General features: G+C 31.9%; 28 protein-coding genes. 6 read left to right on the top strand and 22 right to left on the bottom strand.

The window, feature by feature from the left end; all coding sequences use genetic code 11:
* Nucleotides 1-63 precede the first annotated feature (63 nt).
* Nucleotides 64-1,140, top strand: coding sequence for a peptide chain release factor 1 (gene prfA, locus ACHZDT_RS03295; protein ID WP_213296842.1), 1,077 nt, complete (start codon nucleotides 64-66; stop codon nucleotides 1,138-1,140).
* A 631-nt stretch (nucleotides 1,141-1,771) separates the two neighbouring features.
* Here prfA and ACHZDT_RS03290 read toward each other — a convergent pair.
* Genes ACHZDT_RS03290 through ACHZDT_RS03265 form a run of 6 tightly spaced genes read right to left on the bottom strand, consistent with a single transcriptional unit; the run spans nucleotide 1,772 to nucleotide 4,308 of the window.
* Nucleotides 1,772-2,143: a hypothetical protein gene (locus ACHZDT_RS03290; RefSeq protein WP_394773237.1), complete on the bottom strand. Its 372-nt coding sequence runs from the start codon at nucleotides 2,141-2,143 to the stop codon at nucleotides 1,772-1,774.
* Nucleotides 2,144-2,154: 11 nt separating this feature from the next.
* On the bottom strand, nucleotides 2,155-2,547 hold the full coding sequence (locus ACHZDT_RS03285) for a phage holin family protein (RefSeq protein ID WP_394773236.1): 393 nt from the start codon (nucleotides 2,545-2,547) through the stop codon (nucleotides 2,155-2,157).
* A gap of 35 nt (nucleotides 2,548-2,582) precedes the next feature.
* Nucleotides 2,583-2,867 (bottom strand): YtxH domain-containing protein, encoded by a 285-nt coding sequence (locus ACHZDT_RS03280; protein ID WP_394773235.1) that lies wholly within the window; start codon nucleotides 2,865-2,867, stop codon nucleotides 2,583-2,585.
* Between the two features lie 46 nt (nucleotides 2,868-2,913).
* On the bottom strand, nucleotides 2,914-3,066 hold the full coding sequence (locus ACHZDT_RS03275; RefSeq protein WP_394773234.1) for a lmo0937 family membrane protein: 153 nt from the start codon (nucleotides 3,064-3,066) through the stop codon (nucleotides 2,914-2,916).
* Between the two features lie 38 nt (nucleotides 3,067-3,104).
* Nucleotides 3,105-3,752: a porin family protein gene (locus tag ACHZDT_RS03270; protein WP_394773233.1), complete on the bottom strand. Its 648-nt coding sequence runs from the start codon at nucleotides 3,750-3,752 to the stop codon at nucleotides 3,105-3,107.
* Nucleotides 3,753-3,786: 34 nt separating this feature from the next.
* A complete protein-coding gene (locus ACHZDT_RS03265) occupies nucleotides 3,787-4,308 on the bottom strand; it encodes a DUF4142 domain-containing protein (RefSeq protein WP_394773232.1) in 522 nt (173 codons plus the stop codon).
* A 20-nt stretch (nucleotides 4,309-4,328) separates the two neighbouring features.
* On the opposite strand from ACHZDT_RS03265, the gene ACHZDT_RS03260 reads away from it, so the two are divergent.
* A complete protein-coding gene (locus ACHZDT_RS03260; RefSeq protein ID WP_394773231.1) occupies nucleotides 4,329-4,532 on the top strand; it encodes a hypothetical protein in 204 nt (67 codons plus the stop codon).
* Between the two features lie 148 nt (nucleotides 4,533-4,680).
* Here ACHZDT_RS03260 and ACHZDT_RS03255 read toward each other — a convergent pair whose 3' ends face one another.
* From ACHZDT_RS03255 to ACHZDT_RS03235, 5 genes are all read right to left on the bottom strand, one after another.
* Nucleotides 4,681-6,465 (bottom strand): CHASE3 domain-containing protein, encoded by a 1,785-nt coding sequence (locus ACHZDT_RS03255; RefSeq protein ID WP_394773230.1) that lies wholly within the window; start codon nucleotides 6,463-6,465, stop codon nucleotides 4,681-4,683.
* Between the two features lie 10 nt (nucleotides 6,466-6,475).
* Nucleotides 6,476-6,925: a response regulator gene (locus ACHZDT_RS03250; RefSeq protein WP_055098384.1), complete on the bottom strand. Its 450-nt coding sequence runs from the start codon at nucleotides 6,923-6,925 to the stop codon at nucleotides 6,476-6,478.
* 21 nt (nucleotides 6,926-6,946) lie between these two features.
* Complete coding sequence (locus ACHZDT_RS03245) at nucleotides 6,947-7,498, bottom strand: helix-turn-helix domain-containing protein (RefSeq protein WP_394773229.1); 552 nt, start codon at nucleotides 7,496-7,498, stop codon at nucleotides 6,947-6,949.
* 157 nt (nucleotides 7,499-7,655) lie between these two features.
* Nucleotides 7,656-7,841 (bottom strand): CsbD family protein, encoded by a 186-nt coding sequence (locus ACHZDT_RS03240; RefSeq protein WP_055098382.1) that lies wholly within the window; start codon nucleotides 7,839-7,841, stop codon nucleotides 7,656-7,658.
* A gap of 107 nt (nucleotides 7,842-7,948) precedes the next feature.
* Nucleotides 7,949-8,425, bottom strand: coding sequence for a Dps family protein (locus ACHZDT_RS03235; RefSeq protein ID WP_394773228.1), 477 nt, complete (start codon nucleotides 8,423-8,425; stop codon nucleotides 7,949-7,951).
* 161 nt (nucleotides 8,426-8,586) lie between these two features.
* Here ACHZDT_RS03235 and ACHZDT_RS03230 point away from each other — a divergent pair, with 161 nt between their 5' ends.
* The 3 genes from ACHZDT_RS03230 (at nucleotide 8,587) to ACHZDT_RS03220 (ending at nucleotide 13,025) form a co-directional block, all read left to right on the top strand.
* Nucleotides 8,587-10,770 carry a DUF5723 family protein gene (locus ACHZDT_RS03230; RefSeq protein ID WP_394773227.1) on the top strand — a complete coding sequence of 728 codons (2,184 nt, stop codon included), beginning with the start codon at nucleotides 8,587-8,589 and terminating at the stop codon, nucleotides 10,768-10,770.
* Nucleotides 10,771-10,887: 117 nt separating this feature from the next.
* On the top strand, nucleotides 10,888-11,709 hold the full coding sequence (gene pyrF / locus ACHZDT_RS03225; protein WP_394773226.1) for an orotidine-5'-phosphate decarboxylase: 822 nt from the start codon (nucleotides 10,888-10,890) through the stop codon (nucleotides 11,707-11,709).
* Nucleotides 11,710-12,224: 515 nt separating this feature from the next.
* Entirely contained in the window at nucleotides 12,225-13,025 is an 801-nt protein-coding gene (locus ACHZDT_RS03220; protein WP_394773225.1) for an ABC transporter substrate-binding protein, read from the top strand.
* A gap of 220 nt (nucleotides 13,026-13,245) precedes the next feature.
* On the opposite strand, the gene ACHZDT_RS03215 is transcribed toward ACHZDT_RS03220, so the two are convergent.
* Both ACHZDT_RS03215 and ACHZDT_RS03210 read right to left on the bottom strand, forming a co-directional pair.
* Nucleotides 13,246-14,166, bottom strand: coding sequence for a helix-turn-helix domain-containing protein (locus tag ACHZDT_RS03215; protein WP_394773224.1), 921 nt, complete (start codon nucleotides 14,164-14,166; stop codon nucleotides 13,246-13,248).
* A gap of 381 nt (nucleotides 14,167-14,547) precedes the next feature.
* On the bottom strand, nucleotides 14,548-15,558 hold the full coding sequence (locus tag ACHZDT_RS03210) for an aldo/keto reductase (RefSeq protein ID WP_394773223.1): 1,011 nt from the start codon (nucleotides 15,556-15,558) through the stop codon (nucleotides 14,548-14,550).
* Between the two features lie 654 nt (nucleotides 15,559-16,212).
* Between ACHZDT_RS03210 and ACHZDT_RS03205 the strand changes: the two genes are divergently transcribed.
* On the top strand, nucleotides 16,213-17,706 hold the full coding sequence (locus tag ACHZDT_RS03205; RefSeq protein WP_394773222.1) for a catalase: 1,494 nt from the start codon (nucleotides 16,213-16,215) through the stop codon (nucleotides 17,704-17,706).
* Nucleotides 17,707-18,109: 403 nt separating this feature from the next.
* Here ACHZDT_RS03205 and purU read toward each other — a convergent pair whose 3' ends face one another.
* The 9 genes from purU to ACHZDT_RS03160 form a co-directional block, all read right to left on the bottom strand.
* Nucleotides 18,110-18,964: a formyltetrahydrofolate deformylase gene (purU, locus tag ACHZDT_RS03200; protein WP_394773221.1), complete on the bottom strand. Its 855-nt coding sequence runs from the start codon at nucleotides 18,962-18,964 to the stop codon at nucleotides 18,110-18,112.
* A 103-nt stretch (nucleotides 18,965-19,067) separates the two neighbouring features.
* Nucleotides 19,068-19,790 carry a DUF4197 domain-containing protein gene (locus tag ACHZDT_RS03195; RefSeq protein WP_394773220.1) on the bottom strand — a complete coding sequence of 241 codons (723 nt, stop codon included), beginning with the start codon at nucleotides 19,788-19,790 and terminating at the stop codon, nucleotides 19,068-19,070.
* A gap of 277 nt (nucleotides 19,791-20,067) precedes the next feature.
* Complete coding sequence (locus tag ACHZDT_RS03190) at nucleotides 20,068-21,327, bottom strand: hypothetical protein (protein ID WP_394773219.1); 1,260 nt, start codon at nucleotides 21,325-21,327, stop codon at nucleotides 20,068-20,070.
* A gap of 157 nt (nucleotides 21,328-21,484) precedes the next feature.
* A complete protein-coding gene (locus ACHZDT_RS03185) occupies nucleotides 21,485-22,042 on the bottom strand; it encodes a hypothetical protein (protein ID WP_394773218.1) in 558 nt (185 codons plus the stop codon).
* A 19-nt stretch (nucleotides 22,043-22,061) separates the two neighbouring features.
* Nucleotides 22,062-22,682, bottom strand: coding sequence for a hypothetical protein (locus ACHZDT_RS03180; RefSeq protein ID WP_394773217.1), 621 nt, complete (start codon nucleotides 22,680-22,682; stop codon nucleotides 22,062-22,064).
* A gap of 110 nt (nucleotides 22,683-22,792) precedes the next feature.
* A complete protein-coding gene (locus ACHZDT_RS03175) occupies nucleotides 22,793-23,215 on the bottom strand; it encodes a cytochrome c oxidase assembly factor Coa1 family protein (RefSeq protein WP_394773216.1) in 423 nt (140 codons plus the stop codon).
* Between the two features lie 78 nt (nucleotides 23,216-23,293).
* Nucleotides 23,294-23,944 (bottom strand): hypothetical protein, encoded by a 651-nt coding sequence (locus ACHZDT_RS03170; protein WP_394773215.1) that lies wholly within the window; start codon nucleotides 23,942-23,944, stop codon nucleotides 23,294-23,296.
* A gap of 478 nt (nucleotides 23,945-24,422) precedes the next feature.
* Nucleotides 24,423-24,764, bottom strand: a complete 342-nt coding sequence (locus ACHZDT_RS03165) for a hypothetical protein (RefSeq protein WP_394773214.1) — start codon at nucleotides 24,762-24,764, stop codon at nucleotides 24,423-24,425.
* 219 nt (nucleotides 24,765-24,983) lie between these two features.
* A complete protein-coding gene (locus ACHZDT_RS03160; protein ID WP_394773213.1) occupies nucleotides 24,984-26,546 on the bottom strand; it encodes a L,D-transpeptidase family protein in 1,563 nt (520 codons plus the stop codon).
* Between the last annotated feature and the right edge of the window lie 152 nt (nucleotides 26,547-26,698).

Raw genomic sequence — 26,698 nt, 5'->3', positions numbered from 1 at the left:
GTTAATGATAGAATTTTAAACAAAAATTTCGTAAATTTGCACTCCAATAAAAGGAATTAGAAAATGTTAGATAGACTTCAAATAGTAAAACAACGTTTTGACGAGATTTCGGATTTGATTATCCAGCCGGATGTTATTTCTGATCAAAAACGTTATGTGCAATTGAATCAAGAGTACAAAAACCTGAAAGCATTAGCTGGAAAGCGTGATGAATATGTGCTTTTGATGGCTAATATAGACGAGGCAAACGAAATTATTGCTGATGGAAGTGATGCAGATATGACCGAAATGGCCAAAATGCAATTAGATGAAGCAAAAGACAGATTGCCTGAACTTGAGGAAGAAATCAAGTTTATGTTGATCCCTAAAGATCCTGAAGATGCTAAAAACGTAATGGTCGAGATTCGTGCCGGAACGGGTGGGGATGAAGCAAGTATTTTTGCTGGTGACTTATTTAGAATGTATACTAAATATTGTGAAAATCAAGGTTGGAGAACTTCTGTAGTTGATATGAACGAAGGAACATCTGGTGGTTTCAAAGAGGTTATTTTTGAGGTTTCGGGCGAGGATGTTTACGGAACTTTAAAGTTTGAAGCTGGTGTTCACCGTGTACAACGTGTTCCTCAAACTGAAACTCAGGGTCGTGTGCATACATCTGCAGCTACGGTTATGGTTTTACCTGAAGCGGAAGAGTTTGATGTTCAAATTGATATGAATGATGTTCGTGTTGATTTCTTCTGTTCATCAGGACCTGGAGGACAATCTGTAAATACTACGAAATCTGCGGTACGTTTAACGCACATTCCTACGGGATTAGTGGCGCAATGTCAGGATCAGAAATCACAACATAAAAACAAGGATAAAGCGTTAGGCGTTTTACGTTCTCGTTTATACGAACAGGAATTAGCTAAAAAAGAAGCCGAAGATGCTACAAAACGTACTTCTCAGGTGAGTTCTGGTGACAGATCAGCTAAGATTCGTACTTACAATTACGCACAAGGTCGTGTAACTGATCACAGAGTTGGTTTGACTTTATACGATTTAGGAAATATCATGAATGGTGACATTCACAAAATTGTTTCCGAATTGCAATTGGTGAACAATATGGAGAAATTGAAGGAAGCTTCGGAGGTTTTTTAATCTGAGGTACTAAGGCTCTGAGTTTTTCTTTTAAGGTTCAGAGGCGAAAGGTGCAAAGGGACAAAGGTTTTTCTGTAGAGGCGCACAAGAAAGGCTCAAAGGTTCATAGTTACAAAGTTGCAAAGGTTTTGTAGAGGCACATGGAAATGCGTCTTTTGGATGTTCTCAAATTATACATAAAAAAATGCCTGTTTCATTATTTGAAACCGGCATTTTTTTTATTTGAATATTCTATTTTGTTAGTTAGATTAAATGTTTTAGACTTGTAAACCTTGTAGCTGAAAAACTTAGTAACTCAGCAACTTAGAACCTCAGCGCCTAAAAAAGAAAAAAGAGACTGTTCACCACTATTTGTTTGACAGTCTCTTTTTTTGGTTCAGAATATAGCTAGATATTGACGTTCAAGTTTTTTAACTTAGAAACTCAGTATCTTAGTACCTCAGAACCTTAATATATAGTGAAGGATATTAACTGTTTAACCGTTTGTTTATAAAACGTATAAAGCAAGTTAGATACCTAGAAATACTCTCGAAAATTCAAAACATTTATATAGATTCGAGTAAACGTATACACCATTTTTTAATACTATTTCGCTTAACTTTTCCATAATACATAAATTTTAGTTAGACAATTACTCTCTTGATGATTCGTATTGTGATGACTCTTCGTGGGAGTTATCATGATGTGGTTTTGAAACTAAATTAGTTACGACCAGCTGTAATAATGATCCGGCGATGCCTTTGAATATTGAGGTACTTTTACCTACAATAAATCGTTTTGCGAGATAACCAATCCCTATGCTTAGTGCAGATTGGGCTAAGTTGCTTTTAAAACCTACTGTTTCGTTGATTTCCTCTACCGTGTTACGGATAAGGTTTAGAGGTTTTAAATTCTCCTTGATATCATCGATTTCGTCTTTAATGGCACACCATTCGTTATCCTGTCGTATTTCTAATTGTTTGATTTTTTGATCTAAAGCATCAAGTGTATAAATAGTTTCCATAACAGTCTTTTTTAGTTTTTTGATTGATTTAAATCAGTTTCATCTTCCTTTTTAGTTTCTTTTAAAATACTGGAAACAATCATGTTGCCAATTGGTGTTTTAATAATCTTATGTTGCATTGTATGCATTACAATTGCAACAATAAGATAAAATAGGGCTACGATAAAAAAACCGTAATAATACTCTCCAAGCACTTTTCCAAGCCATAAACTAATCCCAATATTCAGGAACAAGGTAAAAAATGCAACAACAGCTCCAACTGCTATTCTAGATGTTAATGTCGATAAAACATCGGCTACTGCTGATACCGTTTTAAGTTTAATTAATTCTAAACTTGTTTTGGCATAGTTTTCAGCTTTTTCATAAAGATTTAAGTTCTCATTTGTTGTTGCATTTGATTCCATGATATAGGGTATTTATGGTTTAAAAATTTCACTTTTTAGTAGTTCGTTTTTACACTTTTTGCTTCGTCTTTAATAGAACTAAAGTCTTCTTTTGCCTGGTTGAATTTTGCTTTTCCTTCTTCAAGGATATCTTTACCACTTGTAGAAATTGTGCTGATAATTCCGTCTACTTTGCTTTTTAAATTATCTCCGTAATCTTTTGATTTATCTGAGATTTTTTTTCTTGTGTTTGATCCTTTGTCCGGTGCAAACAATACTCCTAAAAATGCTCCTGCAGCTGCAGCTCCTAAAATTCCTAAAATTGTGTTACTTGTTTTCATAATATTTGATTTAGTGATTAATATATTTAATTTATAATGTTGATTTTTAAACTTCTCGACCTTTGATAAGTCTGAATAATATTGCGATAATTGCAATTACTAATAGTATATGGATGATACTTCCTAAGCTGTAAACAAAAAAGCCTAAAGCCCATAGAATAATCAATATAACTGCGATTGTATATAATAAATTTGACATGGTTTTTATATTAAGGGGTTAATAAATTCGTTTTTGTTCTAGTTTAACTTATATGATAAGTATACTGTTAAGTTGCTGTTTTTTGCATCTGGAAATGTGTAAGTTGTTCCTGCAACAGTTCTTTCTTTACCAACAGTTGTTAAACCGTAGTTGTAACGTACACCAATACTGATTGGGCTAAAATCTACACCAACACCAGCTGCGATACCAGCATCAAACTTGTTTAGATCGTCTCTGTCAATCTCCTGATCAAAACTAACATCTCCGCTACCTGTTACTTTAGAACTTACTAAGTATGAAGCATATCCACCGGCGTGTACATTAAAATTTTTGGTGATATTTACTCTTACTAATAAAGGAACTTCAATATAGTTTAATTTGAATTTTGCATCTCCTGAAGCAAGCGCGCTGTCATATTGTAATTTTGCCCCTTTTGTAGTGAACAAAACCTCTGGTTGAATTGCGATAAAGTCTGATATAGGCAATGTTGCATAAACACCGGCATTAAATCCGTATAATACATTGTTATCATCTACGTCATCTCCGCTACCGTATAGATTAGACATGTTGAATCCTCCCTTTACACCAAACTCGGTAGTTACATTAGTGTCCTGAGCGTGTAGCATTCCAAAAGAAGCTGTTAAGAAAAGTGTTAAGGCGCATAAAAAATTTGATTGCATTTTCATAGTTAAAATAATTTAGTTAATAATATATAGGCATTTAATTAATCTCATAATTGATCCTTTGCAATTCGCGAAAGGCTTGATATTGTTCAGGTAAATATTGTAATACCAGTTTTAATATCGCTTTGTCATTTGTTTGTTTCGAAATTGATTCAAACAATCCAATTTGCTCTTTTAATGATTCTGACATTGCTGTCAGATACGTTTTATTAAAATCAGTACTACTTGCATCAATCAGATCGTATAAATCTCGTTCGTTATGAGTTGCATTAATTTCGGTAATTATAATGAGCTTTTTTGTAGCCATTTTTGAAATATCCTGCAACAATTGATTCTGATTAATTTCTATTTTTCTATTCAACTGTTGTATCGTAGAATCTGAACTTTTTTGTTGTGCAATTTGACTTTTTGAAATAATTGACTTCGTTACATTTGCCGTTGCGATGAAAAAAAAAGCTTCAATTTCTTCTTTCTCCGTTTTTGAATTCGTTTCACTTTTTAGTGAGGTTTCTATCGGATTATTTTTCTTGCATGAACCTAAAGAAATTATAATTATCAATAAAAAAATTAGTCTAAAAAATGTCGCTTTCAAATGGGGCGCTGCTTTCATTATTACTTCATAAAGTATTACATTACAAAGATGCTAACGAAACAAACATTTTGCTTTACAGCATAAAAACGAATCGTTATATAATTCCCATAATCGATTTTTTTAGCCGTTTATCCTTTAGTTTTCAGGGATTTATTGATTTTAAGTTTATTGCAAAAAAAAAGAAACCATAGCATAAACTATGGTTTCTTTTAATATATAAGTGTATTTTATTTTCTTACTTTTCCTTGTGAGTTTTCAGTCTCGGTATTCAGTCTCGGTTTTTAGTCACAGTTTTCAGTCTCGGTTTTCGTGGAAACTGTCACTGCGACTGAAAACTATTTATTCGGGTAGAAAAACGGTGAAAACAGATCCTTCATTTGGAGTACTATCCGCTATAATATGACCTTTATGATTGTCGACAATTTTTTTGCAAATTGCCAGACCAATTCCTGTTCCCGGATAATCTGTTTTAGAATGCAAACGCTGAAACAAAACAAAAATAGTTTCTTTAAACTGAGGATCAAATCCCATTCCGTTATCAGTGAAAGTGATCTTATAGAATTTTTTTACATTTAGTTCTAACAAATCAGGATAATCGCTTGAATTTACTTTTTCGGTTTCAATAGTAATTTCAGGCGCAATATCTGGCTGACTGTATTTTAAAGAATTCCCGATAAGGTTGATAAAAAGCTGCTCTATTTGATACGGAATAACCGCCAGCTTTGGCAATTTTGTAACCGTGATAACCGCTTTCTTTTCTTCGATGATTTCTGCTAATTCAGATTCGGCGTTTTCCAGTAATTCATTCAAATTTAATTTTATAAATTCCTTTTTTGTCGTATTTGTTCTGGAGAATAAAAGTAAGTCGTCAATCAAAACACGCATTCTTTTAGCCGAAACTTCAATTTTAGAAATATAAGCTTTAGCACTTTCAGATAAAACCGCTTTATCTTCTTCAGAAATTCGGGAAACAAAAGTTTGAATTTTTCTTAAAGGTTCCTGTAAATCGTGACTCGCAACGTGGTTGAACGAAGCTAGTTCTTTATTACTTTTTTCTAATTCTCTATTACGTTCCTGAAGTTCTATGTTGAGTAAATGTTCATCGGTAATATCAAAATTAATTCCCAGTAAAATTTTACTTCCTTGTTGATCTGTGAGTAATTTTCCGGTTGTTTTAAAATATCTTATTTCATAATCCGGACGTGTGATTTTGTAATAAACAAAAGGCAATTGCTTTTTCTCGACAATAATTTCCATTGATTTTGCAACCTTAGCTTTATCATCAGGATGAACAAATTCCAGAAAAGTTTCTTTTACGGGAACAAAAGCATTTGGTTCAAAACCTAACAAACGAAATTGATTGTCTGAATAATCGATTTTATTAGTATCTAAATCCCATTGCCACGTGCTGAATTTACCAATACTTTCAGATTCAGCCATTAGTCCGCTTGAAATCAAAAGTTTTTTATTATAAATTTTCAAGCGTTCAAAATCCCTGCTGATTTGTCTGTAAGCCAATAAAATAAAAAGAAGTGCTACTAAAAATAGCGAAATAGAAAATAGGGGACTTAAAGAAAGTTCGGCGGCATAAATTTTAAGTCTTTTTGCCAGATAATTTTTCTCGATGTCGTTCATTTCGTCTACCTGAAAACGAATGTTTTCCATCAGGATTCGACCGCCAAACATATGATTGTCGAGTTTTCGCTTATCATATGTTTTGGGATCGCTGTATTTTAAACAATTTTCAAAAGAAACAAACCGCTGAATAATCAGCTTGAATAACTTTTGAAGATTTTTTTGCTGTTTTGGATTATTAGCAGTTAATTTTTTTAATGTAATAAATGAAGTATTTACCTTGTCGCGCGAATAAATATAAGGTGTTAGAAACCTGGCATTTCTTGTAATTATATAACCACGCTGCCCTGTTTCAGCATCTTTAATTGCCGACATTAATCGCTCTAATTGAATGTTTATTTCGTATGTATGCATCACAACTTTACTGGATTCGTCAATATCCTTGTTGTGTTTGTATGCAATTGATGAGAGAAATAACAGAATGAAAACCGCAATTACAAAAATAACTCTCAAAGAGTTTGAAGAATTAAAATTTGGGATCCACTTCATGGGTATGCTATTATTTTAGTCGCAGCAGGAAATTATCACGGTTTAAACCTGATGTATGATAATGCCAGTTTACGGTCACGACTTCATTGATTATTTTTTTAAGCGTGTTAAAATCGCTCGGTTTTTTAATATAAATATTGGCTCCCTGAATAAAAGTATCTTCAATATCTTCCTCAGATGAAGAAGTAGAATATATCGCAATAATAATATTTTTAAGATGTTCTGTTTTTTTAATTTCGATCAAACATTCTTTACCTGTTTTTTTAGGCATGTTCAAATCCAGAAATAAAATATCCGGTAATTTAGTTTCAGGATCCATTAAATGATCCATTAATTGCATTCCGTCATGAACAAAATCAACTTTTGTCTGAATTTTTATTTCTTCAAAAGCATCCTTAAAAAAAAGACGATCGTCTTCATCATCATCAGCCAATAAAATGTATAATGCGTTTTTTTGCATTTTAGTATGGTATTATGGGTTTTATTTTAAATTTTCTCTACGTTTTTTAATTATTCTCTGAAATGCCGATGGCGTAATTCCCGTAGTATTCTTAAACTGAGTACTCAAATGCGCAACACTTGAATAGTTTAATAAAAAGGCAATCTCTGTCAGGCTCATTTCATTAATAATAATTAATTGCTTAGCTCTTTCAATTTTCTGTAAAATAATAAAGTTTTCAATAGAGGAATAGGTTACCTCTGAGAAAACATTTGATAAATAGCCGTAACTATGGTTTAATTTCTCAGCTAAAAACACAGAACTCTTATAATTATTGCTGTCTTCCATGAAAACAAGCTCAATTATGGCGTCTTTTATTTTTTGGACTAAAACACTTTTCTGGTTTTCGACAACTTCAAAACCGCACGGTAATAAATTATTTTTTAAAGCTTCGAGCGCTTCAGCATCAAGATTGTCTGCAATTTCAATTTCGCCAAATCCCAGAGTTGTAAAATTTACATTTTGCTGGTCAAGGTTATGTTTTAAAAAAAGCGAGCAAATGGTGTTGATGTCGAACTTTATAAATAGTTTCATTTTATAGAAATTTTGTTAAAGATAATTAATTTATTTTTGGTTATAGAGTTTTATGCTTGATAGCAATACGAAATATTGAAAAATTTAAATAAAAATCTCAAAAAAATACCGCCTAATATCTTTTATTAGACGGTATTTTTCATTGATTTAGAACGGTTTACAAATCAGCAATGATTTTGCGAACTTCATCTTTTGTCTTACCTAATTTTTGTTGAAGTTTTCCGTACATTTCGTCTTCTTTTCCTTCATCATATAATAAATCGTCATCTGTTAAATCAGCATATTGTTGTTTCAATTTCCCTTTTAACTCATTCCAGTTTCCTTTTATCTCTGTAGTATTCATGATAAGTATTTTTTGTATTTATAATATGGTAAATTTCTTAATTCTTTATTGTTTACTTGTTATATGAATTTAAAAAACCGTTTCATAATTCACATTTTAATCGTTTTTTAAACCTGATAACGACGTAAAACCCAAGCCATTTTTTCGTGCTCTTTAAGTAATCCGGTAACAAAATCAGCAGATCCAATATCGTTATTATCTGAGTTCTCAAATTGCGGAATATAATCTCTAAATTCAGTTACCATTTGTTCATGATTATTTAAAAGTTCCTCAAGCATGTGCTTTTGTGATGCATATTCTTTTGGAGATTCCTTCAAAGTAGAATTTTCGATAAACTCATTCATTGTGCCAATAGTTTTTTCTCCAAGTTGGCTAATACGTTCTGCAACTTCATCAATTTGAGCTTCGAGAATTCTGTATTGATCCTCAAACAATTTATGCAGCTCCATAAAACTATTACCGGAAATATTCCAATGAAATTTTCTGGTTTTTACATAAAGAGTCATTTCATTAGATAAAATTGTAGCTAATATATGAGTACTCTTTTTTAAGTTTTGTGGTGGTATCCCGATATGTGGAGTCATAATTGTTTGATTTAAGGTATTTTACCAAAAATAAAAAATCTATGTTAATTTTTTCTTACATAATTTATTTAAGATGTTACATGAATTCAATGTTTAGGTAACCTCATTGTGAATCTAAAAGTGTAGTTTTGCCCCCGAATTTATCTAAAAACCAAATTTTAATGAAAAAAACTTTACTTAGTTTATTACTTATTGCAATTGCATTTTCGGCCAAAGCGCAATCCTATATGGGTTATACTCATGATAATTACGCAGGTGTACAAAGTGTACTTTTTAATCCGGCTTCTATTGCCGATTCTCGTTTTAAAACCGATATCAATTTATTTTCTATCAGCGGTTCAGTTGGAAATGATTTATACGGCGTTAAACTTTCTGACACCTATAAAAAAGGATATGATTTTGACAGTCAGTCTATAATGACACCAAAAAGCGCCAATAATGGTATTGCGAATTTTGATATCATGGGACCATCTTTCATGTTTAATATTGCTCCTAAACATACAATTGCTGTATTTACAAGAGCAAGATCTGTGACTAATTTAAGAAACATCAACGGAAATCTTGTAGATCAGGTTAAGGAAGGACTTGATAAAGCAAGCGATTTTAATTTTAATGCAGGAAATGCAAACGGAGCTTCAAATACTTGGGGGGAACTTGGAATTTCTTACGCAGCTGTTTTATATCAAAAAAATCAGCACTTTTTAAAAGGAGGTTTAACTGCCAAATATTTACAAGGTGGTGTAAACGGATATATTAAAGGACAAGATGTACATGTTGTCTACAATGAAAATACAATAAATCCTGATAAAGGAACTTTAACTTCAAACGGACAAATTACTGTGGGTACTAGTCAGGATTTTGAAGCAAAGGAAGATTATGAATTTGATTCCAACTCAAATGGATTTGGATTTGATTTTGGACTTGTTTACGAATGGAGACCGGAATTTGACAAATATGATTTAAGTAAAGCAAAACCAGCCGATAATAATTTTAGAGATTTAAATAAATACAAATTACGTTTCGGATTATCGATGACTGATATTGGATCAATTAATTATAAAAATTCAAGACAGGATACATATAATGTAAATGGTACAATCACACAGGAAATGATCAATGATGCTGATAATTTCTACGATTTCCTTAACGAGCATTATACAAAAACATCTTCGGTAAAAGGGATGAAAACGAAATTGCCAACGGCACTTCACGCTGATGTAGACTGGAATATGTACAGAAAATTCTATTTGAATCTTAACGGAGATATCAATATGGTTTCTGATAATAAATTAAATGGTTACGGAATCGCTGATCGTGTTACTTTAACGCCTCGTTACGAAAGCAGATGGTTTAGTTTTTATGTTCCTGTAACTTACATGGAATATAGCGGCATGCAGGTTGGTTCAGGAATACGTGTTGGAGCTTTCTTCATTGGTTCAGGTTCTGTGTTGACTAATTTAGTTTCAAAAGAATCAAAAGCAGTAGATTTTCATCTTGGGATAAAAATTCCGGTTTATGAAAAGAAATTCAAAGATACAGACGAAGACGGTGTTATAGACAAAGAAGATGCTTGTAGAAAAGTAGCTGGTCCGGCAGAAAATAAAGGATGTCCTTGGCCAGATACAGATAAAGATGGAGTTTTTGATAAAGATGATGCATGTCCGGATGTTGCGGGTCCAGTAGAAAATAAAGGCTGTCCCTGGAAAGATTCTGATGGAGATACTTTATTAGACAATGTAGATGCTTGTCCTGCAATTGCAGGTCCGGTAGAAAACAAAGGTTGTCCGTGGCCAGATACAGATCAGGACGGCGTTTTAGACAAAGATGATGCTTGTCCAACTGTTGCCGGTTTAGCCGAAAATAAAGGTTGTCCGGTTTTAGATGCTGACAAAGACGGAGTTCCTGATAATATCGATGATTGTCCTTTAATCTACGGTCCAGCCGATAATAAAGGTTGCCCTAAAGTGACTAAAGCTACTTTGGATAAATTAAAAGTAGAAGCAAAATCTATCTTTTTCGTAACAGGAAAAGCAACATTAAGCGATGCTAAAAAAGGCGTAACTTCAGGAAGATTAGATGCTATCAAGGAAATCCTGAAAAATTATCCAAATGCTAAATTTGCGATCAACGGACATACTGATAATGTTGGAAATGCAAAAGCAAACCAAAAATTATCTGAAGCAAGAGCAAAAGTAGTTATGGATGCATTAATTGCAAAAGGAATCAATCCTGAGAATTTAAGTTCACAAGGATTTGGAGCTACAAAACCAGTTGCAACTAATAAAACTGCTTCAGGAAGAGCAGAAAACAGAAGAACAGAAATTGTTTATTTAGGTAATTTATAAGCCTGAACTGAATATAAAACTAAAAAGCCATTCTTAATTGAATGGCTTTTTTTATTTTTGCGTACTTTCTAAAAAAAGAACTATTTCTGATGTATTAGAAGAGCTAAAAAATCAAGAATGACAACACAACAACTACACGAACAAATCCTTTTAAAAAAATCATTTTTATGCGTTGGACTCGATCCTGATCTGACCAAAATCCCACCTCATTTATTAGAGACCGAAGATCCTATTTTCGAATTCAATAAAGCCATAATTGATGCAACGCACGATTTAACCGTTGGCTACAAGCCAAATACTGCTTTTTTTGAAGCGTATGGAATAAAAGGATGGATGTCTCTGCAAAAAACGATCAATTATATCAACGATAATTATCCTGAAATTTTTACTATTGCCGATGCAAAACGTGGCGATATTGGCAATACTTCAAGCATGTATGCGAAAGCTTTTTTTGAAGATTTGAATTTTGATAGTGTAACCGTTGCGCCTTATATGGGCAAAGATTCGGTTGAGCCATTTTTGGCTTTCGAAAACAAACATACCATCATGTTAGCATTGACTTCTAACGAAGGCGCTTTTGATTTCCAGACATTAACCACAAACGGAAAAGAATTATACAAACAAGTTTTAGAAACATCCAAAACATGGAAAAACAGCCACAATTTAATGTACGTTGTTGGCGCTACAAAAGCAGAATATTTTACCGAAATCAGAAAAATTGTCCCCGATAGTTTTTTGCTAGTTCCCGGAATTGGCGCTCAGGGCGGAAGTTTATCTGAAGTTTGTAAATACGGAATGAATGATAAAGTTGGGTTATTAGTAAACTCGGCAAGAGCCATTATTTACGCTTCAAATGGAACTGATTTCGCAGAAAAAGCCAGAGAAGAAGCTTTGAAAGTACAACAGGAAATGAAAAGTATTCTTAGTTTAAAGTTCTAGAAGTTTTAATTGTTTCAAGTTTCAGGTTTCAAGTTGATTGACTTTGTACATAAGTTTAACCGCAAAGTTTTATTGCAAAGAACTTTTACCGCAAAGTTCACAAAGTTTTTTCGCAAAGTTTCGCAAAGAAATTTTAATTGATGCTTAATAAGTATTAAAGTTCACAAAGCTTTACGGCATAGCTTTGTTAACTTTTTTTGAAGAAAATAATTGTACGTCCAACATATAAACCTTTGTTAACTTTGCGAAAAAACTTTGTGAACTCTGCGGTAAAAACACAATCAAATAACTTTTGAAACAACAAATTTTTACGCATAGCTTTGTGAACTTTTTTCGATAGAAAATAACTTCCGCAAAGAATATAAACCGTTGTTAACTTTGCGAAAAAACTTTGTGAACTCTGTGGTAAAATACACAATCCAAGTAAAAAAAAATTACGATAAAAAAACACAATCCAATAACCTGACCCGAGGCTGAAAGCCGAATTGGCGAAGCAAACAAATAAAACCTGAAACTTGAAACAACTAATTGATCAACTCGGTACTTCACATCCTTTTGAGAATTCCCCTAAACGAATCATTTCTTTAGTGCCTTCTCAAACCGAATTACTATACGATTTAGGTTTAGAAGAAAAAATCATCGGAATCACCAAGTTTTGCGTACATCCATACCATTTTAAATCAACTAAAAAGATCGTTGGCGGAACAAAGAAAATTCATTTTGAAAAGATAAAATTATTGCAGCCTGATATTATCATTTGCAATAAAGAAGAAAACACACAAGAAATCGTCGATCAATTAAGTACAATTTGTCCGGTCTGGGTTACGAATATTATTACTATAGAAGATAATTTCAAGATGATTTCAGATTTTGGCCAGCTTTTTAATTGCAGAACCGAATCTCAAAAATGGAATGACAAACTAGCTTTCGCTTTAAGCGATTTCAAAAAATATATTGCTGATATTCCAGTACAAAAAGCAGCTTATTTTATCTGGAAAAATCCATTTATGGTTGCCGGAAATGATACTTATATCAATGAATTATTAAAGTTGAATCATTTTGAAAATATTTACGAAGACAAAGGACGTTATCCTGAAGTCGAACTCAAAAAAATGCGACTTGAAGGCGATCCTGATTTGGTTTTATTGTCATCAGAACCTTATCCTTTTAAAGAAGAAGATGCTTTTGAAATTGGTAGATTTACACATCACGCCAAAACTGTTTTTGTCGACGGCGAAATGTTTTCCTGGCACGGAAGCCGATTATTAAAGGCTTTTGCCTATTTCAAAATTCTGCACGAAAGGCTGAAAAATTAAAGTTTAGTTTCAGGTTTTCTTTACTTTGAACATAATTTACCGCAAAGTTTGCAAAGTTTTTTTAGTATTAAGTTTTTATAAAAAAGAGAAGTTCGCAAAGCTTTTTGCTGATTTAGCTTTGCATTCTTTAACTACTTATATATTGTGAAATAAACCTTTGCGAATCTTTGCGAAAAATCTTTGCGAACTTTGCGGTAAAATATCCCACTTTATTTAAAATCTAATTAAAAGAACTTCTGAATTCTAAAGGCGAAACATTAGTTTTACTTTTAAATAATTTATTAAACGATTGCGGATATTCAAAACCCAGTTGATACGCTGTTTCGCTCACACTTAATGAAGTAGTTGTGAGTAATTCTTTAGCTTTTTCGATGATTTTATTATGAATATGATGTTGTGTACTTTGACCCGTTAAAGAACGTAATAAATCACTTAAATAATTAGGCGAAACATTCAATTCATCAGAGATATAAGCCACAGTTGGTAACCCGAATTGCTGTACTTTATCACTTTCAAAATAATCAGAAAGCAAGTTTTCCAGTTGAGTTAAAATCGTATTATTAGCACTTTTTCTGGTAAGAAACTGACGGTTGTAAAATCTGTTACAATAATTAAGCAGCAATTCAATATGCGAAACCATTACATCCTGACTAAAAGCATCAATTGCAGAACAATATTCCTGCTCGATATTTTTCATAATTCCCGTAATCATTTCCTGTTCTTTTTCTGAAAGATGCAAAGCTTCACTAACAGCATACGAAAAATAGCCATAATCTTTGATGTTTTTAGCCAAAGCATAATTCTGAATAAAATCAGGATGAATCACTAACATAGCTCCATAAACGGCAGTATCAACAGAAACTTCTGTAGAAATAACTTGTCCCGGCGACATAAAAGTCATTACACCTTCGTCAAAATCATAATAATTTTGCCCATATTTCATCTTTCCGGTAAATCCTTTTTTAATACAAACCGTATAAAAATCGTAAACAACACTTTTTAGATTGTCATCAAAATGGCAGGTTATTTTACTTAGATCCACAAAACTCACTAAAGGATGTTGCGGTTTTGGAATCTTCAATAAGGAATGCATTTCTGAAATCGAGCGAATCAAGTACGGAATATGAGCTTCTTTTTTCATAATAGAATGTGTAATATTTAAAGAAATATAGAACTAAGGAAAAGCTATCGTAAAGATAACTTTTCTTTAGTAAATAAGATTTGGTTTCATTGTTACTTTCTATAATCTTCAACTTCGCTAACAATGACGTTTTTTAATTTTCACAATCCTTTGGCGATCTCAGAGCAAAGCGGAATAAAGACAAAACCTTGCGAACTTTGCGTAAACCTTTGCGCACTTCGCGGTAAATGTCCTCAGGATAGTAAGATTGTGTTTACTTCATTGCGGGCTTCGACTTCGCTCAGCCTGATATACGTAAACACAAACTTATTATAAAAAATCTGCATAAATCCGCGTTTTCGCTTTAGCTAATCCGTATCATCCGCGTACCATCTCGAAGTCTTATTGATCAATCGATGCCATATTAGCATCGTCATAACGATTGCCGGTTTCAGTTCCAAGCGGAATAATTTTTTCCAAACGATTCAGTTCTTCTGTTGATAGAATTATTTGCGCTGCGGCAATATTTTCCTCCACATATTTGACACGTTTTGTTCCCGGAATAGATAAAATATTTTTTGAGGAAATCCACGAAATTGCCAGTTGTGAAGAAGTCATTTGTTTCTCTTCGGCCATTTTTCTGATTTCGTTAACCAATTGAATATTTTTTTGAAATTGTTCTCCCTGAAAACGAGGTAAAGCTTTTCTGAAATCATTCTCAGGAAAATCATCCGGACTTTTAATATCTCCCGAAAGAAAACCTCTTCCAAGCGGAGAATAAGCCACAAAGCCAATTCCCAATTCGTTTAATGTCTCTAATATTCCGTCTTCTTCCGCACTTCTTTCAAATAAAGAATATTCGGTTTGAATTGCTGTCAAAGAATGAATTTTATGTGCTTTACGAATCGTTTGTGATGAAACCTCAGATAATCCAATATAACCTACTTTTCCTTCTTTAATTAATTCAGCCATTGCCGCCACAGTTTCTTCAATTGGCGTGTTGGGATCAAGTCTGTGCAGGTAATATAAATCGATATAATCAGTTCCTAAGTTTTTTAGAGAACGTTCGACTGCTTTTTTTACATACTCCTTTTTGCCGTTGAATTTCCAGGTAAGTTCTTCATTATCGTCAATTTCATAACCAAATTTTGTTGCAATACTATAATCGTTTCTATTTCCTTTTATGGCTTTTGCAATTAATCTTTCGTTGTGTAAAGGTCCATATAAATCTGCGGTGTCTAAAAAGTTTCCTCCCAATTCAAGCGAACGGTGAATGGTGGCAATCGCTTCTTTTTCATCGGCTTTGCCATAAATATCAGCACCTGCAATTTGAGTCATTCCCATACAGCCTAAACCAATATTGGGAACAATAAATCCCTGATTTCCTAATTTAATTTTATTGATACTATTCATAATATGTGTTTTAGATGTTAGTTTGAAATTCTAAAACAAAGATCCGCCAGTATTAGTTTTATAAAGTATCTAAATCTCGTGTAGTTGTATCCAAAATGAGGAGGGAAAAGTTTCAGGTTTTCTTTTTTTTAAGTTTCAAGTTTGGATTGTGTTGATTTAACCGCAGATTTTTACCACCGAGGCACACAAAGATTTACGCAGAGTTTCACAAAGCTTTGTGTATAAAGTACAAAGTATAATCTACAATAAAAAAAACTTTGTGAAACTCTGTGAAAAAACTCTGCGAATCTTTGTGGATAATTATGCTCAAAGTAAATTAACCTGAAACAAAGAAAACATGAAACAAAAAACCAAACCTGAAGTAAAAAAAGAATGCCGGCATCTCGAAGACGCCGGCATCATTTAACTAACCAAAACCAAAATAATAAATAACCAGTTTATTACACTACAAAGATCTTATATATATGAATGTTTTGCTGTTAAGGTTTTGTTATTACTTTGTTGGGCATAAGTTAAGATTTTTTAATAGTTGTTTCTGAGCTTTCAGTAACGTTAAATAACTTTTGATTATTAAAATATAATAACAATCAATTTTGTTTATGAATATCGTAATGATTAGTTTGTATATTTGATAAAACATTAAAAATCAGCATTATGGATTCGAACAAAAAATTAACAACTGCAACAGGAACCCCTGTTCCGGACAATCAGAATATTCAAACTGCAGGACCTCGTGGACCTGTTTTATTGCAAGATTTCTGGTTTTTAGAAAAAATGGCGCATTTTGACCGCGAGGTTATTCCCGAACGAAGAATGCATGCAAAAGGATCTGGAGCTTACGGAACTTTTACGGTTACTCATGATATTACAAAATACACAAGAGCCGACTTATTCTCGGAAATTGGGAAACAAACTGAAATGTTCGTCCGTTTTTCAACCGTTGCAGGTGAAAGAGGTGCGGCTGATGCCGAAAGAGACATTCGTGGTTTTGCCATGAAATTTTACACAAACGAAGGAAACTGGGATTTAGTAGGGAATAATACGCCAGTTTTCTTTTTTCGTGATCCAATGAAATTTCCTGATTTAAATCACGCGGTAAAACGTGATCCAAAAACTAATTTAAGAAGTGCTGATAACAATTGGGATTTTTGGACTTTATTGCCAGAAGCTTTACATCAGATTACTATCGTAATGAGCGACAGAGGAATTCCGAAAACCTACAGACAAATGCACGGTTTTGGAAGCCATACTTTTAGTTTCCTAAATGCACAAAACGAAAGAAATTATGTAAAATTTCACTTTGTTTCACAACAAGGAATCGAAAATTTATCTGATGAAGAAGCTGCTTTATTAGTTGGTGGAGACAGAGAAAGTCATCAAAGAGATTTATTTGACGCAATTGAAGAAGGAAACTTTCCAAAGTGGAAAATGTTTGTTCAGATTATGAGTGAAGAACAGGCGTCTACCTATCGTTTCCATCCTTTTGATTTGACTAAAGTTTGGTTAAAAGGAGATTTTCCACTAATTCCAGTTGGAGAATTTGAATTAAATAAAAATCCTGAAAACTATTTTGCCGAAGTAGAACAAGCAGCTTTTAATCCTGCACATGTACCACCGGGAATCAGTTTTTCACCAGATAAAATGTTACAGGCACGTTTGTTTTCTTATGGAGATGCACATCGTTACCGTTTAGGAGTAAACAACTTTCAAATTCCTGTAAATTCACCAAGATGTCCTTATAACACATTTCATAGAGATGGAGCAATGCGTGTAGACGGAAATAACGGATCACGTAAACATTATGAGCCAAATAGTTTTGGAGAATGGCAGGAACAACCTGAATTTAAAGAGCCGCCATTGGCACTTCATGGTGATGCATACGCACATAATTTTAGAGATGATGATAATGATTATTTTACTCAGCCAGGTTTATTATTTAGATTATTAACCGAGGAGAAAAAACAATTATTATTCAAAAATACAGCCGGACAAGTAGGAGGAGCACAGAAATTTATTCAGGTTCGTCATATTCGCAACTGTTACAAAGCCGATCCGGCATATGGAACCGGAGTAGCAAACGCATTGGGAATGACAATTGATGAAGTAAATAATTTTAGCGATCCAAGATTATTGATCGAAGTGAGATAGGTTTTTAAAGGTTCAGAGTTGCAAAGGCTCAAAGTAGAAATACGATTAAAACTTTTGATATTTTATAACCTTTAAAATGTATAATGATAAACCCGACAGGCTTTAAAAACCTGTCGGGTTTGCTATTTGATATATTTGATAAATAAATATTTTTTTATGTAAACTGGACTAAAGTCCAGCTCTACAATATAATTCGTTCCTTCGGAACTATAAAAGCTTTTGGCTTGATCCATATTGTAGGGCCGGACTTTAGTCCGGTTCAATAGGTATATTCACAGAAAAGAAACCAGTTTAAATCCATCTCTCCGTGGGCAAAAATACAGAAAAAGCTTTGCGATCTTCAAAATGTAATAATAATTACACTTAAAAACTTAGCGACCTTTACGGTAAAAAACGGTAGCGTTTAAGAAAACACTACCGTTTTATTACTATAAACCATTGTTTTACGTTCTGCATGCAATTTTATAGCGCGAGCCAGAACAATACGTTCTAAATCCCGTCCCTTCATAATAAAATCGTCGACCGAATGAATATGAGAAACTCTCGCAATATCCTGTTCAATAATCGGACCTTCGTCTAATTCTGCCGTTACATAATGACTTGTTGCACCAATAATTTTTACTCCGCGTTTAAAAGCCGAATGATACGGTTTTGCACCTGGAAAAGCTGGTAAAAACGAATGATGAATATTGATGATTTTGTTTTCGTAAAGTGAAATTAATTTTGGTGTAATGATTTGCATATAACGCGCCAAAACAATAAAATTAATGTGGTATCTATTTAATAATTCGATTTGTTTTGCTTCGCCTTCTTCTTTGTTGTCTTTTGTAAAAGGCACACAATGAAACGGAATATCAAAACGTTCTGCAATTGATCTTAAATCATTATGATTACTAATAATTACCGGAATTTCAACATTTAATTCTCCGGCACTGTAACGACCTAAAATGTCAAACAAACAGTGATCGTATTTAGATACAAACAAAGCCATTTGAGGTTTTTGTTCCTGATTGTACAAATCCCACGACATATTAAAATCAGCGGCAATAGTTTGGTCAAAATCTGCTTTTAAGCCCTCAATTGTTATAGAATGATTGGTCAGTTCACATTCCAATCGCATAAAAAATACATTTTGCTCCACATCAACATGCTGATCAATGTAGATAATATTTCCTTCTACTTTAGCAATAAAAGTCGTCACTGCGGCTATAATTCCTTTTTTGTCTTTGCAATGAATCAGAATGGTTATTTTTTGCATTTTGGTTAATTGGTTAATCGGTTAGTTCTTGATTTTTAATCGTTTTATTGTTGTCCGATATTCTGATTAACAATAAAACGATTAAATATTTAAAGACAAAAAATTACTTTTTGTCCTGCATTGCAAATACTTTTTGCAGTAAAGGTGAAGTTCTTGCACTAACATTAGTACGAATATCTTTTTCTTCAACGGCAATCATTTTAAAAACACCTGCAAGAGCCTGAGTAGTGGTATAATCTGTCAAGTCAGGATTTACTTTTTTTACTAATGGAATCGTATTATACTTATTGATAATTTTTGTCCAAACGACATCAGCACCCACTTTTTCGAAAGAGGTTTTAATCACCGGATTAAATTTTCCGTATAAAGCACTAGTCGTACCTTTTTGCAAATAGGTTGTTGCGGCACTTTCATTTCCTAACAAAATATTTTTTGCATCTGTAAACGACATGTTTTTTACCGCTGAAACAAATATTGGAGTTGCCTCTTTTACAGCATCTTCTGCTGCACGATTTAATACTTTTATCCCTTCATCAGCAAGAGATGATAATCCGACTCTACGTAATGTAGCGTCCACTTTTTGTAATTCTTCCGGCATTAAAATTTTTACAGCTTCGTTTTTATAAAAACCATCAACAGCGGTTAATTTGCTCACTTGTTCAGTAATTCCTTTGTTTAAAGCCTCTTTTAATCCGGATGCGATATCAACACCTCCAATTCCGGAAAGTTGAGTAGACAATTTTGCTAGTTTTTGAGCAAAAGTTTCTTTTACCTGAGCTTTACAACTAAGAGAAAATATAAGGGCTAAAATTAAAATCTTTTTCATTAGGTAGGTTTTTTATAAGTTTCAAAAATACTACTTATTCAAAAATAAAGCCACAATTTTCTTTGGGAGCAGAAACAATTTGTTTTATAATTAACATTCGTCCCGCTGTTCGTTGCAATCTTTTGCTTTTTAAAGGAAAAAGCAAAAGGATTTCCACTTCCATCGGGGCTGGATTTGAAGATTTTGGTTTTTTAAGACCATCATAATTATTGAAAAAAAAAGAGATTCAACATAGGTTGAATCTCTTTCGATTTTTTTAAAACTAATTAAAAAACTTTTATTTTTTTAATTCAAACTTACCGTCTCTCTCACAGTAAACATCATTTGAATTAGATTCAAATTTTTTAAAGCATCCATCTGCTGTTTTTTCTACTAATAAAAAAACGTTATTGAATTTAATAAATTTCAGTTCCAGACCTTTATCAGTTGTTATTGTTGTTTGGTCATTGACTACAACAAAGTCAACATTACCATTATCTTTATAGATCCAAACTTTAGCTTCAGTAGGATCATTTGATGCTAAAATACTTCCTTCTTCAAGATTAGCAAATCGGGTAAATTTTAGTTTACCTGTTTGTGTTTCTCCTTTTTGAGTTACACTTCCGTTAATATTAATATTGTAAGCAGAATCAAAAGAAGGATTTTGAACTTTAGCTGTAAAATTCTTTTGGTTTACCGCCATTAAACTTGTAATGTTTGCTTTTGCTTCATCTGGCCACATACTCATCATTCCTGCACCTTGTTTAGCAGTTTCAAGATATTCTAATGATTTATCAAAATTTAAAAGAAACATTTCTGTTAAAGCTAAATTTAAGTAAATTACTTTGTTATAGTCTTTCGGTTTTAATTTCTTGTATTCTTTTCCAACGTAACCCAAATAGAATTTTTCTAATTCAGTAAGATAAGATTGATCTAAAGAATTACTTGCAATTTTATTTAAAAACTCATCTGTTTTAGTATTGAATTCAACTAATTCAGGAAATTCTTCTGTTTTTTCAAATAAACCATAGTTTAAAGCAAATTCCTTTTCAGTGATAAAAATATTATTGTCCGTAAGATATTTATATCCAATGTTGTTCAAATCATTTGCTAAACTTTGAATAGGTTTTCCGTTAACATAACTAGTAGAATATAAATTCGCATTACTTCCTTTTTCGTAAATGATTTCATCATTTTTTCCTAAAACTAAATATTTGAAATCTCCACTTAAAAGATAAGTGCCATTATCAGCTTTTTTATAAGTTTGTCCTTTATATCCCATTAAAACACGAATATCAGGATTTGTTACATCTTTTTTACTGTAGTCTTCAATGGTGTTTTTAGTAACATTTTGTTCATAAGTATTGGTGTTTTTGTCAGCATAAGTTTTATTCCAACTGTCATCACCTTGAATAATAATATTATACGTTTTAACATTTTTAAAAAAATCTGATTTTGGAATCGTGATTTTAATTTTTTTCTTGTCAGTATCTACTTTTTGAGCATAAGAACTACTGCTAATCACAGCGAGTAATAAGAACAATGTAATTTTTTTCATGAATATATTTTTGCCAAATATATGAATATGGTTATCATACATACTATTAAAAACAAATGTTTAATCTGAAAAAATATTTGCATTATCAGTATCTTTTCCTAACTCTTAAATTCCAGGTAACTCAGCATCTCAGAACCATAGAATTTTAGCGCCTTTTTTACGGCCAATACATCCTTACATTATAATCCCAATACATTTTGCTTGAGATATAAGTAGGTTGAAATTCTCTAATAGGCAAATTATTCTGATCGAATAATTCTACTCTTATGATTTTTTCGTTGGTATCATCTTTTAAGTTAATGTTTCCTTCAGCATCGTCTATGAGTTTCTTTTTCTTCAAATAAAGATTTGGCTTTTCGATAATAAATGCCACCGCAGCTTCGCTTTTTGATTCTCTTTCTCCGGCTAAATTTCCGGAAGCATCAAATGTTTCAATTCTTTGCAGATATTTATTATTGTAGTAGAAAAGCTGATAAGCAATCCCGCCATGAAGAATTTGTAATTTGTGATTCATTATACGAAAACGGAGAATTTGCTTTTTAGCATTTGTAAATTCAATTGGGCCATTTCCTTCTTTATCAACATAATTAGATAAAACTCTGACAGGTTTTGAGAATTGCTTTATCCTATTAATATATATCTGATATTTAGTATCAGATTGTGCTGCGGCACAAATACATTGCAGAAAAGTAAGATATAAAAAGAATAATTTCATTTGTTTTGTGCTAATCATTCTAATTATATTCACCGTTAATATTTTTACGGTCTATTTGTTTAATTCCGTTTTTTGAGAAAGAATAAGTAGATTCTTCCTGCCATTTCCATGTGTTTTGTTTCTCTGAATCTTCACCAATTGCACTGTAAAGAATTTTGATGGTTTCTTTAGTCGTTAACATTTTTATTTCAGAAAAACGATCCTGAATTTTTGCAGAGGATTCTGTTTTTTGACAATATTGTAATCTCTCCAATACTTTTGGATCTTCTTTAAACCATTTTCTTAAAAATGATAAATGGGTTTCAGAACATTGGTAACCTAAATTAAGGGCTGAAAGAAGCTTGCATTTTAAATTACTTCCATCTGCTTTTTTATCTCCATCCCAATTACAGTCATTACTAACATCAGTTGCAATGTAGCCTAAAGCAGCACGTTGCGGATCGGTTAAAGTCTTAAGATAATTGGTATTAAGTTGAAGAGTGCCGTTTTGATCCAGCCACAATATTTTTATATAAATATCCTGTGTTGCAATATCTATAGAGGATTTATTTGTTGCTGTATGAGTTGTTACATTTGTTTGGGAAAATACTGAAGCACAAAAATTGAAAAGAAATAATAACGTAAATAGGCGGATAGTCATGATCGAAAATATGAAAATTTATTATTGATAAAGATACTGTATCTAACATTATTTTTTCAATAAAAAAAGGCAGAAATCTTTTTAAGAAATCTGCCTGAATTTTAATGCAATTATTTTTTTAATAAATCAATTTCTTCTTTTGTCGCTTTTATAAAGACTGTTATCTCGCTGTATTTCCAGGTTCCTCTTTTTTCTGCAACTACAAATAAAGTACCTTTTCCTTTTGGGCCTTTTATTGGGATTTGCAAATTACAATTTCCGCCATCATCGTTTGTTGTATGTATACTTCCAGATGTCATTCCGTCATCTTCAATTGGGCTTCCAAGTTTTTCAATAACCAGTTTGTTATGTTGCGCCTGATTCATGGCGCCTTTATAAGCATCAGAATTTGTCATCATAGAGGTAACTCCAAAGAAAATCCCTCCTATGAATAAAACAAAAATCAATAAAATACTAACACATCCGGTTGGTACAAACCATTTCCAGTTTCTTTCCCACCAACTTTTTCTAAATTCAACATAATCATCTTCCATAATTGAAATTTAAATTTAAGATGAGAAAGATACTATTATTCTTGTTGAATTCAAAAAAATGGATTTTGAAAGTGATGCTTATTGCATCAAAGGCGCATAATTATTCGTAAATAAGCGTCCTTGACCTATTGAAATTAAAGTATTGTAGGGATCTTGATAATCATCAGACATTATAGATGCCATTTGTATATTTTTGATTCCCTTAATTTTATTATTGGCAACATCAAGTTCACCGGATAAAATAATTAAGTTTTGGTATTTTGCCGTGTAAGTGCCGTAATCTAATTCACCATTACTATGTAATAAGATAGAGAATTTATTGCCTTCGCCAGATATAAAGGAACCTTTTCCTTCCCAGGTTTCATTTTGAGCATTATAGGAGTAAAGAGTGAAATTTTTGAAATCAACACTTAAATTAGCTGTGTTTTGGTTTGAAAGTTTAAGAGTTGCTGTGCCGAGATTAACGCCTAATAATGCGTCATTGAAATTAGACATTGTGCAACGAAAAGGATCAATTCTATATTCACCTTCAATATTTGGTGGAGTGTTGCCTTTATGGACGATAATTCCTAGTTGATTTATTGATTTTTGCATATCACTATCTACATAGTAATCGTATCGTTTTTTTTCTGGAGAAACAGTTTCACTTTCGTCAGAATCTTTAGAAGAACAAGCTGTTGCGCCTAAAATCAGACATAAAATAAATAGTTTGAATGTAATGGTTTTCATAGTAATAATTTTAGAAGTTAAATAAATTAAGCCTGAATCAATAGTAATTGAATCAATCAGTAAATATTTATTTAATAAACTATTACGATTGCTAATAAAAGTTTTTAAACTAACAGTTTACGGTAAATTAATTGCAAAAATTAAAACCTACAAATGAAAAATTCACAGAATTGAATTTTGATAAGTTTCGTAAGATAGAAAAACAACAAAGGAAAAATTATAAATTTTCCCTTTGTTGAATTAACAGGCTTATTTAGGAATAAGCTTTTTGTGGGTTCTTGTTTTCATTATAAATTTTTATAAGATCTATAATTGCAAAACAATATTTAAAATAACATTCTTTTTAGGGCAAAAAAGGGTGGATAAATATTTCACAAAGGTGTTTATAATGGTGCTCTTACATTACCTTTTAAAGTTTTAAAATTAATAATTTAGGGTAATTAAATAAAGAGCTTAATTTTGTGTTATTGCTTAAAATTTATAAATAATCTAAACAATACAAATTAGGATTGTATATAGGATTTATTTGTTTTAAATCAGCTAATATATTATGTGTATAATCGCTGCCGCCAATAGCTAAATAAAATAAAGATTTTGAGAGATGAAATGGTCTTAAAGGAAATGTACGCCAACCATTTGATACATTATTAAAAAAATGTTTTAATGCGTACTTGAATGTTTTTTCTTCTGGACGAACAAAATAAATAGTAGAACTTTTTATTTTAGTTAATAAATTTGGAAACATTACAAATCTTCCGCCTTGTTGAATCAGTAAATTAATTTCAAAAAGTGTTAATCCTTCGATATTTTCTGTTTTCATGATAAATTGATTTTTGTAGAATAATAGTGGTATAATTATAATGCAAAGATCAGTCGGTTTTAGCGGTTTTTTATCCTGTAAAAGTTTTAAAACTAACAGTTTAGGATTTTTTTTAATTTTTGTTGATTCAGATATTCAACCATAAAAAAAGCTTCTTATTTATTCAAACCATTTTGTGATTTGAATAAATAAGAAGCTCATAGTATTTAAAATCTATTATTAATTAGTTACTACTTCTGCCTGAGGTAAAAGAGTTTCATGATCTTTTTCATAAACATCTTCAAAGAAACCAATTTCGCCTTTTTCATTTACCAGTGAAGTAAAATAGCAAATGTAGATTGGAACCTTTTTAGCTAATTTAAAACTGTTTTCTTTTTTACCTTCCATAGCTTTATCAATTTTATCAGGAGTCCATTCTGGATAATCCTGAAGCATTGCAACGGCTAATTCTTTTGCCATTTTTACATTTATACAACCATGGCTAAAAGTTCTTTTTTCAAAATCAAATAACGTTTTTGCAGGTGTATCGTGCATATAGATATCATCTGGATTTGGAAACATAAATTTCACCAATCCTAAAGAATTGTCCGGACCTGGTTTTTGTCTTACCTGACCATTTACTATTTCCATGTTTTTTTCGGCAAGATAATTTTTATCTGCAGCTATTTTACTTTTTAATTCATTGTTAACAATACTTTGCGGTACTGTCCAGTAAGGGCTGAAAACGATTCTGTCAATTTCACCGTTAAAAATGGTTGTTTTAGTTAATGGCGCACCAACAAATACACTCGAAGTCAATTGCACCTTTCCGTTTTTAACATAAATTAATTCGTACGAAGGAACGTTTACTAAAACATACTCATCACTACTCGCAATCTGAGCCGAAATATCACGGCATCTTTCCATATTAAGTTTTAGTGTTTCCATTTTATCAGTAAGCGGTACATTCATTTCTTTAATATGTTCTTGTGCTAAAATATAGTTAGGTTTAAAACCATTACGAACTTTATATTTCATTACGGCATCCATTAATTCGCGATCATAAACATTACTTTTAGAATCATTTTTTAAATCTCCTAATAAATACAAACGATTTCTAACCTGAGCAATAGTACTGGAAACAGCATCCGGACGTAAATCTTTATAAGGTGTTTCTTCCGGAACAATAGGTTTCCATTTATTTGATCGGTCTAATTTTTTATATTTTTTCAGAATGTCCTGCAATTTGTAATATTGATCATATTCTACTTTAACATCTTCAGTAGCATCAGCTGTTTTTTCGATAGTGCTGTAGTTTAAAAAATCTTTCAGCATATCATCATAAGAAACTTTTTTCTTAGTATCTGAATTGCTTTTTTTAGCATAAGCAATATATAAAGAACTTAAAAGCATATCAGCATCAGTTTTAGAAAGCTTTGTTTCTGAAGAAGAAAAAAGGTCATCAATTTCTTTTTGATAAGGAATAATTAAATCATTTGTTTTTTTGGCATTTTCATACAATACAATTCCAAATTCATTGATGCCGTCTTCATCAAACCAAATGGTTCCCAAAGTTCTGTTTTTGTATAGTGACATCACATCAGATTTATATTTTTTCAAATCCGAATATCTTTTAAAGAAGTCATTTGAAAGTTCGTCTACATTATCAGAGTCTGAATTGTTGTAAACGGTGGCAATAGTTGCAGTTTTTTTATAAGTAAGAATGTCGTTTTCGGTTCTGTTAAAAGACGATACAAAAAAACTCAAGCTTAAAATTAGGGTAATTGGATATAATGTTTTCATTTTTTAAATTTTTACGTTACTACTCAGGAGTAAAGTTTTGGGTAAAAATTTGAGGCTTTTCTACTCTGTAAAATTACTTTATGGTGCTGGAATACAAGTTGTTGTATTTTATTTAAATTTTTCAAAATTGCCATGTCCTTCATGGTTATACT

Source organism: Flavobacterium sp. (genome assembly GCF_043722275.1).
Taxonomy (GTDB): domain Bacteria; phylum Bacteroidota; class Bacteroidia; order Flavobacteriales; family Flavobacteriaceae; genus Flavobacterium.
Note: the sequence above shows the minus strand (reverse complement) of the source record. Positions and strands in the feature narration are given on the sequence as shown.

Bases quoted from the DNA above. Each gene is read 5' to 3' on its own strand.
- prfA (WP_213296842.1), top strand. From the start codon at position 64: ATGTTAGATAGACTTCAAATAGTAAAACAACGTTTTGACGAGATTTCG.
- ACHZDT_RS03290 (WP_394773237.1), bottom strand. From the start codon at position 2,143: ATGGAAACTATTTATACACTTGATGCTTTAGATCAAAAAATCAAACAA.
- ACHZDT_RS03285 (WP_394773236.1), bottom strand. From the start codon at position 2,547: ATGGAATCAAATGCAACAACAAATGAGAACTTAAATCTTTATGAAAAA.
- ACHZDT_RS03280 (WP_394773235.1), bottom strand. From the start codon at position 2,867: ATGAAAACAAGTAACACAATTTTAGGAATTTTAGGAGCTGCAGCTGCA.
- ACHZDT_RS03275 (WP_394773234.1), bottom strand. From the start codon at position 3,066: ATGTCAAATTTATTATATACAATCGCAGTTATATTGATTATTCTATGG.
- ACHZDT_RS03270 (WP_394773233.1), bottom strand. From the start codon at position 3,752: ATGAAAATGCAATCAAATTTTTTATGCGCCTTAACACTTTTCTTAACA.
- ACHZDT_RS03260 (WP_394773231.1), top strand. From the start codon at position 4,329: ATGTCGCTTTCAAATGGGGCGCTGCTTTCATTATTACTTCATAAAGTA.
- ACHZDT_RS03255 (WP_394773230.1), bottom strand. From the start codon at position 6,465: ATGAAGTGGATCCCAAATTTTAATTCTTCAAACTCTTTGAGAGTTATT.
- ACHZDT_RS03250 (WP_055098384.1), bottom strand. From the start codon at position 6,925: ATGCAAAAAAACGCATTATACATTTTATTGGCTGATGATGATGAAGAC.
- ACHZDT_RS03245 (WP_394773229.1), bottom strand. From the start codon at position 7,498: ATGAAACTATTTATAAAGTTCGACATCAACACCATTTGCTCGCTTTTT.
- ACHZDT_RS03240 (WP_055098382.1), bottom strand. From the start codon at position 7,841: ATGAATACTACAGAGATAAAAGGAAACTGGAATGAGTTAAAAGGGAAA.
- ACHZDT_RS03235 (WP_394773228.1), bottom strand. From the start codon at position 8,425: ATGACTCCACATATCGGGATACCACCACAAAACTTAAAAAAGAGTACT.
- ACHZDT_RS03230 (WP_394773227.1), top strand. From the start codon at position 8,587: ATGAAAAAAACTTTACTTAGTTTATTACTTATTGCAATTGCATTTTCG.
- pyrF (WP_394773226.1), top strand. From the start codon at position 10,888: ATGACAACACAACAACTACACGAACAAATCCTTTTAAAAAAATCATTT.
- ACHZDT_RS03215 (WP_394773224.1), bottom strand. From the start codon at position 14,166: ATGAAAAAAGAAGCTCATATTCCGTACTTGATTCGCTCGATTTCAGAA.
- ACHZDT_RS03210 (WP_394773223.1), bottom strand. From the start codon at position 15,558: ATGAATAGTATCAATAAAATTAAATTAGGAAATCAGGGATTTATTGTT.
- ACHZDT_RS03205 (WP_394773222.1), top strand. From the start codon at position 16,213: ATGGATTCGAACAAAAAATTAACAACTGCAACAGGAACCCCTGTTCCG.
- purU (WP_394773221.1), bottom strand. From the start codon at position 18,964: ATGCAAAAAATAACCATTCTGATTCATTGCAAAGACAAAAAAGGAATT.
- ACHZDT_RS03195 (WP_394773220.1), bottom strand. From the start codon at position 19,790: ATGAAAAAGATTTTAATTTTAGCCCTTATATTTTCTCTTAGTTGTAAA.
- ACHZDT_RS03190 (WP_394773219.1), bottom strand. From the start codon at position 21,327: ATGAAAAAAATTACATTGTTCTTATTACTCGCTGTGATTAGCAGTAGT.
- ACHZDT_RS03185 (WP_394773218.1), bottom strand. From the start codon at position 22,042: ATGAAATTATTCTTTTTATATCTTACTTTTCTGCAATGTATTTGTGCC.
- ACHZDT_RS03180 (WP_394773217.1), bottom strand. From the start codon at position 22,682: ATGACTATCCGCCTATTTACGTTATTATTTCTTTTCAATTTTTGTGCT.
- ACHZDT_RS03175 (WP_394773216.1), bottom strand. From the start codon at position 23,215: ATGGAAGATGATTATGTTGAATTTAGAAAAAGTTGGTGGGAAAGAAAC.
- ACHZDT_RS03170 (WP_394773215.1), bottom strand. From the start codon at position 23,944: ATGAAAACCATTACATTCAAACTATTTATTTTATGTCTGATTTTAGGC.
- ACHZDT_RS03165 (WP_394773214.1), bottom strand. From the start codon at position 24,764: ATGAAAACAGAAAATATCGAAGGATTAACACTTTTTGAAATTAATTTA.
- ACHZDT_RS03160 (WP_394773213.1), bottom strand. From the start codon at position 26,546: ATGAAAACATTATATCCAATTACCCTAATTTTAAGCTTGAGTTTTTTT.